The organism is Brevibacillus sp. DP1.3A (assembly GCF_013284245.2).
Lineage (GTDB): Bacteria > Bacillota > Bacilli > Brevibacillales > Brevibacillaceae > Brevibacillus.
Map to the genome: position 1 here is coordinate 4,164,465 of NZ_CP085876.1, position 12,485 is coordinate 4,176,949.

General features: G+C 48.7%; 13 protein-coding genes. 1 reads left to right on the top strand and 12 read right to left on the bottom strand.

The window, feature by feature from the left end:
• Positions 1-5 precede the first annotated feature (5 nt).
• Positions 6-824, bottom strand: coding sequence for a TlyA family RNA methyltransferase (locus HP399_RS18950; RefSeq protein ID WP_173620201.1), 819 nt, complete (start codon positions 822-824; stop codon positions 6-8).
• Positions 821-2,707: a 1-deoxy-D-xylulose-5-phosphate synthase gene (gene dxs / locus HP399_RS18955; protein WP_173620202.1), complete on the bottom strand. Its 1,887-nt coding sequence runs from the start codon at positions 2,705-2,707 to the stop codon at positions 821-823. The genes HP399_RS18950 and dxs overlap by 4 nt, the downstream gene beginning before the upstream one ends.
• A gap of 248 nt (positions 2,708-2,955) precedes the next feature.
• Between dxs and HP399_RS18960 the strand changes: the two genes are divergently transcribed.
• On the top strand, positions 2,956-4,650 hold the full coding sequence (locus HP399_RS18960; protein ID WP_173620203.1) for a M3 family oligoendopeptidase: 1,695 nt from the start codon (positions 2,956-2,958) through the stop codon (positions 4,648-4,650).
• 53 nt (positions 4,651-4,703) lie between these two features.
• Here the strand turns inward: HP399_RS18960 and HP399_RS18965 are convergent, their stop codons facing one another.
• The 10 genes from HP399_RS18965 to accC form a co-directional block, all read right to left on the bottom strand.
• Positions 4,704-5,606 (bottom strand): polyprenyl synthetase family protein, encoded by a 903-nt coding sequence (locus HP399_RS18965; RefSeq protein ID WP_173620204.1) that lies wholly within the window; start codon positions 5,604-5,606, stop codon positions 4,704-4,706.
• The gene (gene xseB, locus HP399_RS18970; RefSeq protein WP_007725705.1) at positions 5,606-5,857 is read right to left on the bottom strand and encodes an exodeoxyribonuclease VII small subunit; all 252 of its coding nucleotides are present in this window, start codon (positions 5,855-5,857) and stop codon (positions 5,606-5,608) included. The genes HP399_RS18965 and xseB overlap by 1 nt, the downstream gene beginning before the upstream one ends.
• Positions 5,826-7,208, bottom strand: a complete 1,383-nt coding sequence (xseA, locus tag HP399_RS18975; protein WP_173620205.1) for an exodeoxyribonuclease VII large subunit — start codon at positions 7,206-7,208, stop codon at positions 5,826-5,828. The genes xseB and xseA overlap by 32 nt, the downstream gene beginning before the upstream one ends.
• A gap of 113 nt (positions 7,209-7,321) precedes the next feature.
• Positions 7,322-8,176, bottom strand: coding sequence for a bifunctional methylenetetrahydrofolate dehydrogenase/methenyltetrahydrofolate cyclohydrolase FolD (gene folD, locus HP399_RS18980; RefSeq protein ID WP_173620206.1), 855 nt, complete (start codon positions 8,174-8,176; stop codon positions 7,322-7,324).
• An 88-nt stretch (positions 8,177-8,264) separates the two neighbouring features.
• The gene (locus HP399_RS18985; RefSeq protein ID WP_173620207.1) at positions 8,265-9,227 is read right to left on the bottom strand and encodes a tRNA (adenosine(37)-N6)-threonylcarbamoyltransferase complex transferase subunit TsaD; all 963 of its coding nucleotides are present in this window, start codon (positions 9,225-9,227) and stop codon (positions 8,265-8,267) included.
• Positions 9,228-9,245: 18 nt separating this feature from the next.
• Positions 9,246-9,650 carry a transcription antitermination factor NusB gene (gene nusB / locus HP399_RS18990; RefSeq protein ID WP_007725709.1) on the bottom strand — a complete coding sequence of 135 codons (405 nt, stop codon included), beginning with the start codon at positions 9,648-9,650 and terminating at the stop codon, positions 9,246-9,248.
• A 47-nt stretch (positions 9,651-9,697) separates the two neighbouring features.
• Positions 9,698-9,910 (bottom strand): DUF2273 domain-containing protein, encoded by a 213-nt coding sequence (locus HP399_RS18995; protein WP_007725710.1) that lies wholly within the window; start codon positions 9,908-9,910, stop codon positions 9,698-9,700.
• A 12-nt stretch (positions 9,911-9,922) separates the two neighbouring features.
• Entirely contained in the window at positions 9,923-10,480 is a 558-nt protein-coding gene (amaP, locus tag HP399_RS19000) for an alkaline shock response membrane anchor protein AmaP (protein ID WP_228088290.1), read from the bottom strand.
• 152 nt (positions 10,481-10,632) lie between these two features.
• Positions 10,633-11,049: an Asp23/Gls24 family envelope stress response protein gene (locus HP399_RS19005; RefSeq protein WP_173620209.1), complete on the bottom strand. Its 417-nt coding sequence runs from the start codon at positions 11,047-11,049 to the stop codon at positions 10,633-10,635.
• A gap of 69 nt (positions 11,050-11,118) precedes the next feature.
• On the bottom strand, positions 11,119-12,474 hold the full coding sequence (gene accC, locus HP399_RS19010; RefSeq protein ID WP_173620210.1) for an acetyl-CoA carboxylase biotin carboxylase subunit: 1,356 nt from the start codon (positions 12,472-12,474) through the stop codon (positions 11,119-11,121).
• Between the last annotated feature and the right edge of the window lie 11 nt (positions 12,475-12,485).

The window sequence follows — 12,485 nt, forward strand, 5'->3', positions numbered from 1 at the left end:
TTATCCTATTTCAAATTCGCATGAGCAGACGCAACAACCTCTGATACGCATTGCAACCAAGCTTCCGAATCCATGCCGCCCTCACTTTTCTGGGCATGCATAACAAATTCAATGTTTCCTTCTCCCCCTGTAATGGGAGAGTAATCCAAGCCTTTTAGCGCGAAACCCAATCCGCTGGCAAATTGACCGATGTCAGTCAGTACGCTCTCGTGTACTTCTGGATCACGGACGATTCCATTCTTTCCGACTCTATCCTTGCCTGCTTCAAATTGAGGCTTGACCAGCGCAACGACGTCACCGCCCTCGAGCAGAAAACGGTACAGCACCGGCAAGATCAATCGCAGCGAAATAAACGATACGTCAATCGATGCCGAGTTTGGGCGTTCATGTTCAAAAGCTTCCGGGTCCATATGACGGAAATTCGTCCGTTCCATGACGACCACTCGTTCATCCTGTCGCAAGCTCCACGCGAGCTGTCCGTACCCGACATCAATGGCGTATACAAGTCGCGCACCGTTTTGTAGCGCACAGTCCGTAAATCCGCCAGTGGAGGCCCCGATGTCCATCATGACACGATCCTTCATGTCGATTTCAAAGACACGCAATGCCTTTTCCAACTTGAGGCCACCCCGGCTCACATACGGGTGTACCTCGCCCTTCACCGTAATCGCAACATCCTCGGCAAATTTGGTTCCCGGCTTGTCACAGCGCTCGCCAGCTACTTGCACTAGGCCTGCCATTACGGCTGCTTTTGCTTTTTCTCTGGTCTCATAATGACCTCTTTCGACCAAGAGAACATCAACCCGTTCTTTTCTCACACTCATGCTTCCACTACGCCCTTCGAAATTGGCATCAAGGATCGAACACGAGCAGCGATATTATCAGCTGTCAGCCCTACCTCTTGCCGTTGTTCTTTCACACTTCCATGCTCAACAAAATAATCAGGTACCGCGACTACCTGTACATTCATGCCGTGATAGCCTGCGCGATTGTAGCATTCAATGACAGCACTGCCGAATCCGCCCATTTCACAGCCTTCTTCGACCGTAACGATATCGTAGCCTTCCTTTGCCAGACGGAACAAAAGCTCTTCGTCCAAAGGCTTGCAAAAACGTGCATTGACCAGCATCGGCTTGATTCCTTCGTCTTGAAGCTGATTGACAGCCGCCTCAGCAATTTCGAAGACATGCCCGAACGAGAGGATCGCCACGTGTTTGCCTTCGCGTACAATCTCTGCTTTTCCGATTGGCAGCACTTGCAGATCGTCATCCATTTTGACGCCACGAATCGGCAATCGTGGATAACGATAAGAGATCGGACCATCTTTATATTCTACTGCTGTCTTCATCATATGACGCAGCTCATTTTCATCCTTCGGTGCCATAATGACCATATTTGGAATGATGCGCATGAATGCCACATCGTACATACCTTGGTGTGTCTCCCCGTCTGCTCCGACGAGCCCAGCACGGTCAACGGCGAAAATCACATTGAGCTTTTGGCGTGCGACATCGTGGATTAGCTGATCATAGGCTCTTTGCAAGAAGGTCGAATAAATCGCAAAGACCGGCTTCAAGCCTTGTGTTGCTAATCCTGCCGCAAATGTACATGCATGCTGCTCTGCAATCCCAACGTCAAACAGTCTGTCAGGGTACTTCTGTCCAAAGGGGATCAAGCCTGAGCCCGCTGGCATCGCAGGGGTAACAGCCACGATCGAATTGTCTTCATCTGCGAGCTTCATCATCGTATCTGCAAAAACAGACGTATACGTTGGTGCAGATTTCGGTGTATCACCTGACTCGATTTTATACGTACCGATACCATGCCACTTGACTGAGTCAGCTTCAGCTGGCGCATAGCCTAGACCTTTTTTCGTGATGGCATGAATCAAAACCGGGCCTTTTGTATGCTTGGCTGTCTTCAATGTATCGAGCAAAAGCTCCATGTTATGTCCGTCTATTGGGCCAATATACGTAAAACCTAGCTCCTCGAAGAGAACGCCAGAAACGAGCAAATACTTCATGCTGTCTTTGAAGCGCTCAGCCATATGAGCCAATTTGCCCCCTACAGCCGGAATGGATTTCAACAATCCTTCGACTTCATCCTTCGCCCATTGATAGTTCTCCGTCGAGCGAATTTTCCCCAAATAGTTGTGCAAGGCCCCAACGTTTGGCGCGATGGACATTTCGTTATCATTTAACACAACGATGACATTCTTACGCTCATGACCAATATGGTTCAAGGCCTCCAGAGCCATACCGCCTGTCAGCGCACCGTCTCCGATCACAGCAATGACATGGTTCTTTTCTTTTTTCAAATCCCGCGCAGTCGCCATCCCCATTGCGGCAGACAACGACGTACTGCTATGCCCGGTTTCCCAGACGTCATGCGGGCTTTCCACCATTTTAGGGAACCCACACAGTCCTTTGTACTGACGCAAGGTCGGAAACATCTCCCGGCGTCCTGTCAGCATTTTATGTACGTATGCTTGATGCCCGACATCCCAGATCAGCTTGTCCTTGGGACTGTCAAAAACATAGTGCAGTGCTAGCGTCAGCTCGACGACTCCCAGATTCGGCGCGAGATGACCACCTGTTTTCGACAGCGTTTCGATTAGAAACTGACGGATCTCGGATGCTAAGGTATGTAGCTGCGGTTGCGTGCACTTTTTCAAGTCTTGAGGATCATTTATAGTAGTAAGCAGCATTGGTATTCCTCACTTTCCACTGTTCGTTCTCCGGCGATTGTGCATGCTGCATATCAATCAAGCCACTAGAAAACCCGGCTTTCCTTATTGCTATAGCCGATTCCGCTTATTTTCAGCTTGATTCATTATAACGGTTTCTTAATAAAAACACCACTTTTCATCAACATACACGAATATGAAGGCGCTATCTTGCATTTTCTGGTAAGATGATTTTGAATACATACTCCGAACAAAAGAGGTGGACGTCCGTGAAGTTCTCACAAATTCAGTATGAGCGCATGGATATGGACAAAGTTGAAGGACAATTCACGCAATTATTGGAAGCGTTTCAACATGCTGCAACCTTCTCCGAGCAAGATACAATCATGGCTCAATTGAACAAACTGCGACAAGAAGTGGAATCTGCGCGGAATGTCGCACAAATCCGCCACACGATCAATACAGAAGATCCCTTCTACAAAGCAGAGCAGGACTATTGGGATGAAGCAACTCCTTTGTATACTGGAATCGTTTCCCGCTACTATCAGGCGATCGTCGATTCTTCCTTCCGTGCTGACTTGGAAGAAAAATGGGGTGCACAGCTGTTTCGCATCGCTGAAAGCACACTCCGTACATTTTCGCCAGAAGTCATTTCTGATTTGCAGGAAGAAAACCGTTTGGCCAGTCAATATGTCGCACTGAAAGCTTCTGCCAAAATCATGTTTGAAGGAGAAGAGCGAAATCTTTCAGAGATGATTCCTTTTACAATCGCGAAAGATAGAGACACGCGCAAACGTGCTAATGAAGCGAAGTATGAGTATATGCGGCAACATACGGACGAATTTGATCGCATTTACGATCAGCTCGTCAAGGTACGCACACGCATCGCCAAAAAACTCGGCTTCAATAGCTTTGTGGAGCTAGCCTATGCACGTATGAACCGTACCGATTACAACGCAGAAATGGTAGCCAATTTCCGCAAGCAAGTGCTTGAGCACATCGTTCCAGTAGCGTCAAAGCTCGTTGAACGTCAGCGCCAACGCATTGGTGTCGATACACTTGAGTATTACGATCTTTCCTTTGATTTCGCTACAGGGAATCCAAGTCCGAAAGGCCCGCCGGAATGGATTGTTGATAACGGGAAAAAGATGTATGCCGAGTTGGCACCTGAAACGGACGAATTTTACAACTTCATGCTGGACAATGACTGTTTAGATCTATTGAGCAAAAAAGGAAAGGCTACAGGCGGCTACTGTGAATACATCAGCCAATACAGGCTCCCCTTTATTTTCGCCAATTTTAACGGTACATCTGGTGATATCGACGTACTTACACACGAGGCAGGACATGCGTTTCAGGTGTATGTAAGTAGAGATTTTGAGGTCCCTGAATATCATTTCCCAACCTATGAGGCGTGTGAAATACATTCGATGAGCATGGAGTTTTTGACGTGGCCATGGATGGAGCATTTTTTCAAGGAAGATACGGACAAATACAAATTCTCTCATCTGAGTAGCGGACTCCAGTTCATTCCGTACGGCGTTTCTGTTGATGAGTTCCAGCATGTTGTCTACGAGAACCCAGATATGACCCCGTCAGAGCGTAAACGTGCTTGGCGTGAAATTGAGCGCAAGTACCTCCCGGATCGCAATTACGCACAGAATGAGTATCTTGAGGAGGGCGGTTTCTGGCAGCAACAAACGCATATTTTTCAAAGCCCCTTCTATTACATCGACTACACACTTGCTCAGATTTGCGCGTTCCAATTTTGGAAACGGGCTCAATCTGAGCCGAAGCAAGCTTGGGAAGATTATTTGACACTTTGCCGCGAAGGCGGAAGCAAATCGTTCCTCGAGTTGGTACAAGTGGCGAAGCTGTATTCTCCATTTGAGGACGACAGTATACCATCGGTGATTGGCGAGATTGAACAATTTTTAAATAGCATTAACGATAAAAGCTTGTAATAGGTAGGTACGAAAAAAGCTGGCATTTCCCATATCGGGTTGCCAGCTTTCACTTATTTATTGCGATCACGCACGTAGTCGGCCAAAGGGCTGAGTGCAGAATTCTCGATTCCCGCATCTGCAAGCGCTGCTTTTGCCTCCGCAATTAATTCGTCAAGACGCGCCTTCGATTCGGCTAGACCAAGCAGCGATGGGTACGTCGCCTTTTCCCGATCTGCATCACTGCCAACTGCTTTCCCCAGCTCTTGGGCATCCCCTTCCACATTCAAGATGTCATCCTGAATTTGAAAAGCGAGACCAATGCAAACACCATAGCGTGTCAACGCTTCCATTTGACCTTCGGATGCTTCTGCGAGGTAGCCTCCCCCGCGCAAGGCTGCGATCAAGAGATCACCCGTTTTGTGACGATGGATAAATTCGAGCTGGTCCAGGTTAAGGCGCTTGCTCTCCCCTTCGATATCAGCCATCTGTCCGCCGACCATGCCAGTTGCTCCTGCACGTTTTCCCAGCTCCGCAATCAGTTTCACGGTAGTAGCCGCTGAAACATCAGCACGATCCATGTAAGCTTCTGCAATGTATGCGAACGCTCTAGTCAGCAAGGCATCTCCTGCGAGAATGGCTGTTGCTTCACCGAATACTTTGTGATTGGTCGGTTTTCCGCGACGAAGATCATCGTCGTCCATCGCAGGGAGGTCATCGTGAATCAAGGAGTACGTATGTATCATTTCCAAGGCAGCCGAAAAAGCCACACCCCGTTCAATCGGCTTGTCCAGTGCTTCTAGGACCGCCAACACCAGCATGGGACGCAACCTTTTTCCGCCTGCCATGAGCGAATACTTCATGGATTCGTACAAGTTTTCCGGAACTCCTTGCTGCTCAAGGGCTGGCAGGAGTCTTTGTTCTATATAGGCAGTCTTTTCCACCAAATAACTCTCGAATGTATGCACGCCGATCATTATTCTCCTTCCACGCGAAAAGCCTTCTGCTTTACCTGTCCGTCTTCTTCCACCAACTGGGTAATCTTCGCTTCGATTGCATCCAGCTTTTGACCACAAATTCTGGAAAGAGTTACTCCTTCCTGATATAGCGTAATCGCTTCTTCGAGGGGAATATCTCCTTCCTCGAGTCGATTGACGACTTCTTCCAGACGCTTCATCGCGTCCTCGAACTGCATATCAGTCTCTTGTTCTGTTTTCTTGCGAGCCACTCTTCTTCTCCTCCTCCCGGTTCACTTTTTCCACACGCGCAGTCGCACTGCCATCACTTAATCGTACCATGATCTCATCGCCAGGGGCAAACTGTTCCACCGATTTTACGAGTCTGTCATTTGTGTATACAAGTGAGAATCCACGCTGCATGACCTTCAACGGACTCAGTGCTTCCAAAGTAGCTATGCGAGCTGCGAATGCCATTCTTTTTTGGTTGAGACGTCCCCGCATCCGTTCGTCCAGGGTGGCGCGGAGTTTAGACAGATTTTTTCTTTTATCCCCGATTTGATCGGCGAGGCGATAGCGCTTGATTTGTTCGTCTAATCTCGTATAGCGCTCGCGTCTTCTTTCTAGCAAATGCTTCATCGATTGACGCATCCGCAAATGTGCCCGATCCAATCGTTCTGCGGCTTCCTCCAGCCTCCGCTCCGGTTGGCGCATCGCATACGAATTGCTCAAGCGTGTCAAACGGCTTCTCTGCTCTGTCATGGTACCACGCACTGCTCGATGCATCCGTATTTCGAGCTGCCGCACTCTCTCGACCCATTCCAAATAATGCGGTACTGCCAATTCAGCTGCAGCTGTCGGCGTAGCTGCCCGGACATCTGCTACGAAATCGGCGATCGTCACATCCGTCTCGTGTCCAACCGCAGAGATAACAGGGATGAGTGATGCAGCAATTGCCCTCGCTACGTTTTCATCATTAAACGCCCACAGCTCCTCAATGGAACCACCACCGCGCCCTACGATGAGAACATCAATGTCAGGCTGATCGTTTAGAATCCGAATAGCGGAGACAATCGATGCAGGTGCATCCGCACCTTGGACAACAGCTGGTGAAAGTACGATCTCTGCTTGCGGATACCGTCTGCGAATCGTCGTGCAAATATCTCGGATAGCTGCTCCTGTCGGAGAAGTAACGACACCGACACGTTTGGGAAAACGCGGGAGCATTCGCTTCCTCTCTGCTGCAAACAACCCTTCTTGAGCTAATTTTTCTTTTAGCTGCTCAAATGCTAAATAAAGCGAGCCGAGACCATCTGGCTGCATCTCTTTGGCGTAAAACTGATACGCGCCGTCGCGTTCGTATGCAGAAATGGACCCGCGCACAATCGCTTTTGCTCCATCTTTGGGCAAGAAACGCAGGAAGCGGTTATAACTCGCAAACATGACGACTTTGATGCGTGACTGCTTGTCCTTTAGCGTGAAATACATATGACCACTGGAATGGTGGGTAAAATTGGAGATTTCCCCTCTCACCCATATATCTTGCAGGTGGGGTTCCTTTTCCAGCACCAGCTTAATATAACGATTGAGATCAGTGACGGATAAGATATCTTGTAATGCCATGCGGCCCCTCCTTTACAAAAAACTTGGCTTTGCCGTGCATGTAACAAGGACTATGCAAAAGAATGGATAAAGCTTATGCCTTATCCATTCTATAATAAGTTGCCGATTTTCTTCTATTGTTTTGCTTGCTTTTTCGCTGCCGCAACGGTATTTTTCAGCAGCATGGTAATCGTCATCGGGCCAACACCGCCTGGAACTGGGGTTAAATAGCTAGCCACTTCTTTGACCTCGTCGAACTTGACATCTCCAACCAGCTTACCCGTTTCGATGCGGTTCACACCAACGTCAATGACGACAGCGCCCGGTTTGACATGCTCCTTGCCGATCATATGAGCCCTACCGGTTGCAACGACGAGGATGTCTGCCTTTTGGGTGTATTCCTCGAGATTTTGCGTGCGAGAATGACACATGGTTACCGTAGCATTTTCCTGTTGCAGTAGCAATGAGACCGGCTTACCAACGATGTTGCTGCGTCCGATCACCACTGCATGTTTGCCTGCCATTGGGGTGCCTGTGCGCTTGATCAATTCAATAATCCCGTGCGGCGTGCAAGGAAGCATCGTATCATTTCCCAATACCATGTTTCCTATGCTAATCGGATGGAAACCATCCACATCTTTTTCAGGAGCAATGGCTTCAATTACCGCATGCTCTGAAATATGAGCAGGAAGAGGAAGCTGAACCAAAATCCCATTAACGTTCGGATTTTCGTTCAACTGTTGAATGATCACCAACAACTCTTCCTCTGTGATGTCAGCGTCCTTCATGATGATCTCAGATGAAATACCGACTTCCTCGCAGCCTTTTGCTTTACCACGCACATAGGAGTGAGAAGCCGGGTCGTCTCCCACAATGACAACGGTCAATCCCGGTACGATCCCTTGCTTTTTCAATTCAGCTACTTCGTTCGCCAATTCGGCCCGAATACTCTGTGCTACTTCTTTTCCCTGGAGAATGGTTGCAGCCATGGAGAAAATGCCTCCTTTATCAACGTCGATACGTTAAGTGTACCGATTTCCCCCTCAGCTGTAAAGCCGAATTATAAAAAGTTCGCATTTATTTAATGTTCGCCTTTTGCTTCATCCACCCCAACATAGCGACTCCATAGGCATTATCACCGGAGTAAACGGGGTCACAGAAGTACAGCTTTGCCTTCACGGCAGGGTGTTCCAGGCGTTTGATTAGCCGCTCACGTATGTAATAATTAGCAGCTACTCCTCCAACAATCAAGATATCCTTCGGGTAACCTTGCTCTACTGCATGACGTAAGGACTTCTCGAGTGTATTGGCAATACATTGCTCTGTCGCTCGCGCAATCTCAGCAGGGCTCGTACTTCCTCTCTCCACTTCACGCAAAAGCGAAGCTTCTGGACCAGAAAAACTAAAGGAAAGCCCGTCAACCGCCGAAGAAATCCGAAACGTACCTGTTGAGTCCTTGGCTAACTGCTCCAACGCAGGACCTGCTGGAAAGGACATACCTAGTGCTACACCAATCCGATCAACTAGTTGCCCAGCGTGCAGATCGATTGTCCCACCGATTTTCTCAATGACGTAACCGGCTGCATGACGCTCGCACAACAACAACTCGCTGGTGCCTCCAGACAAATGCACAGCCAAAAAGCGATCCTCTGTCGGACGCACCTCAGCGGTATATTCCCCCGCCGCTATATGTCCCTCTTGATGAGTCGTCAAGTGAAGGGGAACCCGCAAATAAGTTGCCAACGATTTCGCCAAGCCCTCTCCTACCTTAAATACAGGCATATACGATCCGTCTTGCGGACGCGGCTTCTCGCTCACGCAAATCGCTGCAATCTCGTAATCCTTCCACTTCATTTCTTCACTTAATTCCGGCAGGTTCATCACATGCTGAAAGACGGCTTCGGATTGTTGCAGTCCGCGCTTGCCCTCCTTTACTTTCAGAAGGCGTTTTGCTTCTGCGACAATTCGGCCGTCTTCCTCAGCCAAGCACAGTGATGTCCGGTAATTGCTCGTGTCGATTCCCAACATTACCTTACTCATGCTTGTATCTCCTACCTATTACGCCTGCTTAGTTTCACGCGATTGCAAGAAGCTCGACAACACACCGTTAATGTATCGGTGGGACGTCTCGTCGCTAAAGAGCTTCGCGATCTCAATCGCTTCGTTCATCACGACTTTGTCAGGAGTGTCTTGCTCAAACATGATCTCGTAAAAAGCCAGACGAAGAATAGCGCGATCTACATTGGCGATGCGTTCCAATTGCCATCCGCGCAGATACTTCTTGATTTCCGAATCAATCTCAGTCAAGTTATTCAATACACCATCGAGGAGATAACGCAAATACTGTGCATTTTCCTCGGATTCTTCCATGACGAGGGCAACCGCATCCGTTAGCGGAACCTCAGCCATATCAATTTGGAAAAGACATTGGACTGCTTTTTCTCGTGCTGTTCTTCGTTTCATACCATTCATTCACCTACTAATTAAAATGAGCTCGGACTTTTCTTATGTCACCGAAACTTGCCTGGCAAAATCTTGTCGAGTATTTCACGCAAGTCTTCCTTATGATCGAGCTTGCGACCAATATAATAACCGGTCCCGACAAACACAACAAAAACCAGTGTATCCCAAAATCCCACGAGAAGGTAGATGATGCCTAAAAAAAGTCCGGCAAAAACCCCCATTAGCTTCCCCTTGTGTTCCCACATTAACTCCCGCACCATTTACTTCACCTTCTATTCCACCCGTTTACGAGCCGAGTAGTTTTCCTGCTGAGCTACTTCCGTCACGACAATGGTCACCTCAGAAATGACAACACCAGCAATCCCCTCAACTTGCTCCTTCACGTCAGCTTGTAGCTTCTGTGTCAGTTCAGGCAATGGCGTTTCTCCATCTACCGAAACACGCAGGGTGATAATATTGCCGCTCTCGAGTGCTTTCACTGTCGTTTTCATATCGCGCACTCCTTTAACTCGGCGGGCTGCACGCTCTGCAATGGTCTGGATCGTTTGAATCGTAATGTTGACCTCACCCAAATCACTGCGCTGACGGATTCCCCGTTCCACTTTAGGCTTGTTAGAGCGGAAAGAACTGAAAAAGAAGCGAAGGCTGACTACGAGGAAAATAATCGCGACAACGAGATAGGTGATGTTCGTACCCGCCAGCATCTGATCCACGTATGGGCGGAAAAAATCTTGCGAGATCAATCCGCTGGTCGCTGCTATCGCGATGCAAGACAAAACAATGAGCGCAAAGCTATAAATCGTCAAGATAAAGCGGTCAAACAAGTTCACAAGCACCTCTCCTTTCAGCCATGTTTGAAAAAGAAGACAAACACGGCACGTTCCGGAAAACTCCATGAATTTACGCTGAAAGCCTAAACAAAATCACGTTTTCAAATGAGGAAAATGCCCCCTGTTCGTAGGGGGCATCCATCCGCTGCTTGTTAGCGCACGCGCTGGTGTTCTTCAACCGGTACAGGTGCCGGTGCTTTTTCTTCAGCTTTCAACTCAACATCAACGATATGTACGTTTACTTCAACTACTGAAAGACCTGTCATGCTCTCAATCGTATTGCGTACACTATCTTGAATATTTCGAGCGACTTCCGGGATGCGATGTCCGTATTTGACAATGATCGAAACATCCACCGCTGCTTCGCGGGAACCAACCTCTACACGCACACCACGTGCTATATTTTTACGGCCTAAACGTTCAGCTATTTCTCCTACGAAACCGCCGCTCATTTGCGCCACACCTTCTACTTCGGATGCAGCCATGCCGGCGATCACTTCCAACACTTCGGGAGCGATCTGGACCTTACCAAGTTCTGTTCTATCTAAATCTGAAGTAAACTCTTCCATGCTTCGCACCTCCCTCTAATTTGTAATTCATTATACCAAGCACACCGTATTTTTACAAATCAGCCCTACTTACTCTTCATTCAGGTTCAAGTCGTAGGTTTCCAAGAATTTCGTATCGAAATTCCCGCTGACAAATACTTCGTGCTCCAATACCTTCAAATGGAATGGAATCGTTGTCGTAATACCCTCTACGACGAATTCGCTCAAGGCACGTTTCATACGGTCAATCGCTTCGTTACGATCCTTGCCCCACACAATCAGCTTGGCGATCATAGAGTCGTAGTATGGCGGAATGGAATATCCCGCATACGCTGCACTGTCTACGCGCACGCCAAAGCCGCCTGGCGCCAAATATTCCGTGATACGACCTGGCGAAGGCATGAAGTTTTTCGCAGGATTCTCAGCATTAATGCGGCATTCAATAGCCCAGCCATCCATTTGGATATCCTCTTGCGTAAAGGACAAAGGTTGGCCTGCCGCTACGGTCAGCTGCTCCTTGATCAGATCAAAGCCAGTCACCAGCTCGGTTACCGGATGCTCAACCTGAATACGTGTATTCATTTCCATGAAGTAGAACTGTCCGTGTTTGTCCAGCAAAAACTCGACAGTGCCCGCACCGTGATAGGAAACGGATTTTGCCGCCGCAACAGCAGCTTCACCCATTTGTCGGCGCAACTCTTCACTCAATGCTGGAGATGGAGCTTCCTCGATCAGCTTTTGGTGACGACGTTGGATGGAGCAGTCGCGCTCACCCAGGTATACGGCATTGCCATGCTTGTCTGCCATGATTTGAATTTCCACATGGCGTGGGCCTTCTACGAACTTCTCCAAGTAAACCCCTGGATTGCCAAAAGCCGTTTTCGCCTCGTTTTGCGCCTGACGGATCGCTTTTTCCAAATCTTCGTCGTCAACGGCTACGCGCATTCCGCGTCCGCCGCCACCCGCTGTCGCTTTGACCATGACAGGATAGCCAATCTCGTTTGCGGTGACTACAGCGTCAGCCACATCTTCGATCAGTCCTTCCGTACCTGGTACAGTAGGTACACCTGCCGTTTTCATCGTATCCTTAGCTGTGGACTTGTCACCCATCTTCACAATTGCTTCTGGGTCTGGACCGATAAAGGTAATGTTGCAGGCTGTACAGATCTCGGCAAAGTCTGCGTTTTCTGCCAAGAAGCCATAACCAGGATGGATGGCGTCTGCCCCTACCTTGGTCGCTACACTCATGATGTTTGCTATATTCAAATAGCTTTCCTTGGATGCCTTTGGACCAATACAGTAAGCTTCGTCGGCCAGCTTCACATGAAGCGCTTCACGATCCGCTTCGGAGTAGACGGCGACCGTACGAATGCCCAGCTCGCGGCATGCCCGGATAATACGCACGGCAATCTCCCCGCGATTGGCAATCAATACTTTTTGAAACATTCCGCTCTCCC

Bases quoted from the DNA above. Each gene is read 5' to 3' on its own strand.
- HP399_RS18950 (WP_173620201.1), bottom strand. From the start codon at position 824: ATGAGTGTGAGAAAAGAACGGGTTGATGTTCTCTTGGTCGAAAGAGGT.
- dxs (WP_173620202.1), bottom strand. From the start codon at position 2,707: ATGCTGCTTACTACTATAAATGATCCTCAAGACTTGAAAAAGTGCACG.
- HP399_RS18965 (WP_173620204.1), bottom strand. From the start codon at position 5,606: ATGATCGGCGTGCATACATTCGAGAGTTATTTGGTGGAAAAGACTGCC.
- xseA (WP_173620205.1), bottom strand. From the start codon at position 7,208: ATGGCATTACAAGATATCTTATCCGTCACTGATCTCAATCGTTATATT.
- folD (WP_173620206.1), bottom strand. From the start codon at position 8,176: ATGGCTGCAACCATTCTCCAGGGAAAAGAAGTAGCACAGAGTATTCGG.
- HP399_RS18985 (WP_173620207.1), bottom strand. From the start codon at position 9,227: ATGAGTAAGGTAATGTTGGGAATCGACACGAGCAATTACCGGACATCA.
- nusB (WP_007725709.1), bottom strand. From the start codon at position 9,650: ATGAAACGAAGAACAGCACGAGAAAAAGCAGTCCAATGTCTTTTCCAA.
- HP399_RS18995 (WP_007725710.1), bottom strand. From the start codon at position 9,910: ATGGTGCGGGAGTTAATGTGGGAACACAAGGGGAAGCTAATGGGGGTT.
- HP399_RS19005 (WP_173620209.1), bottom strand. From the start codon at position 11,049: ATGGAAGAGTTTACTTCAGATTTAGATAGAACAGAACTTGGTAAGGTC.
- accC (WP_173620210.1), bottom strand. From the start codon at position 12,474: ATGTTTCAAAAAGTATTGATTGCCAATCGCGGGGAGATTGCCGTGCGT.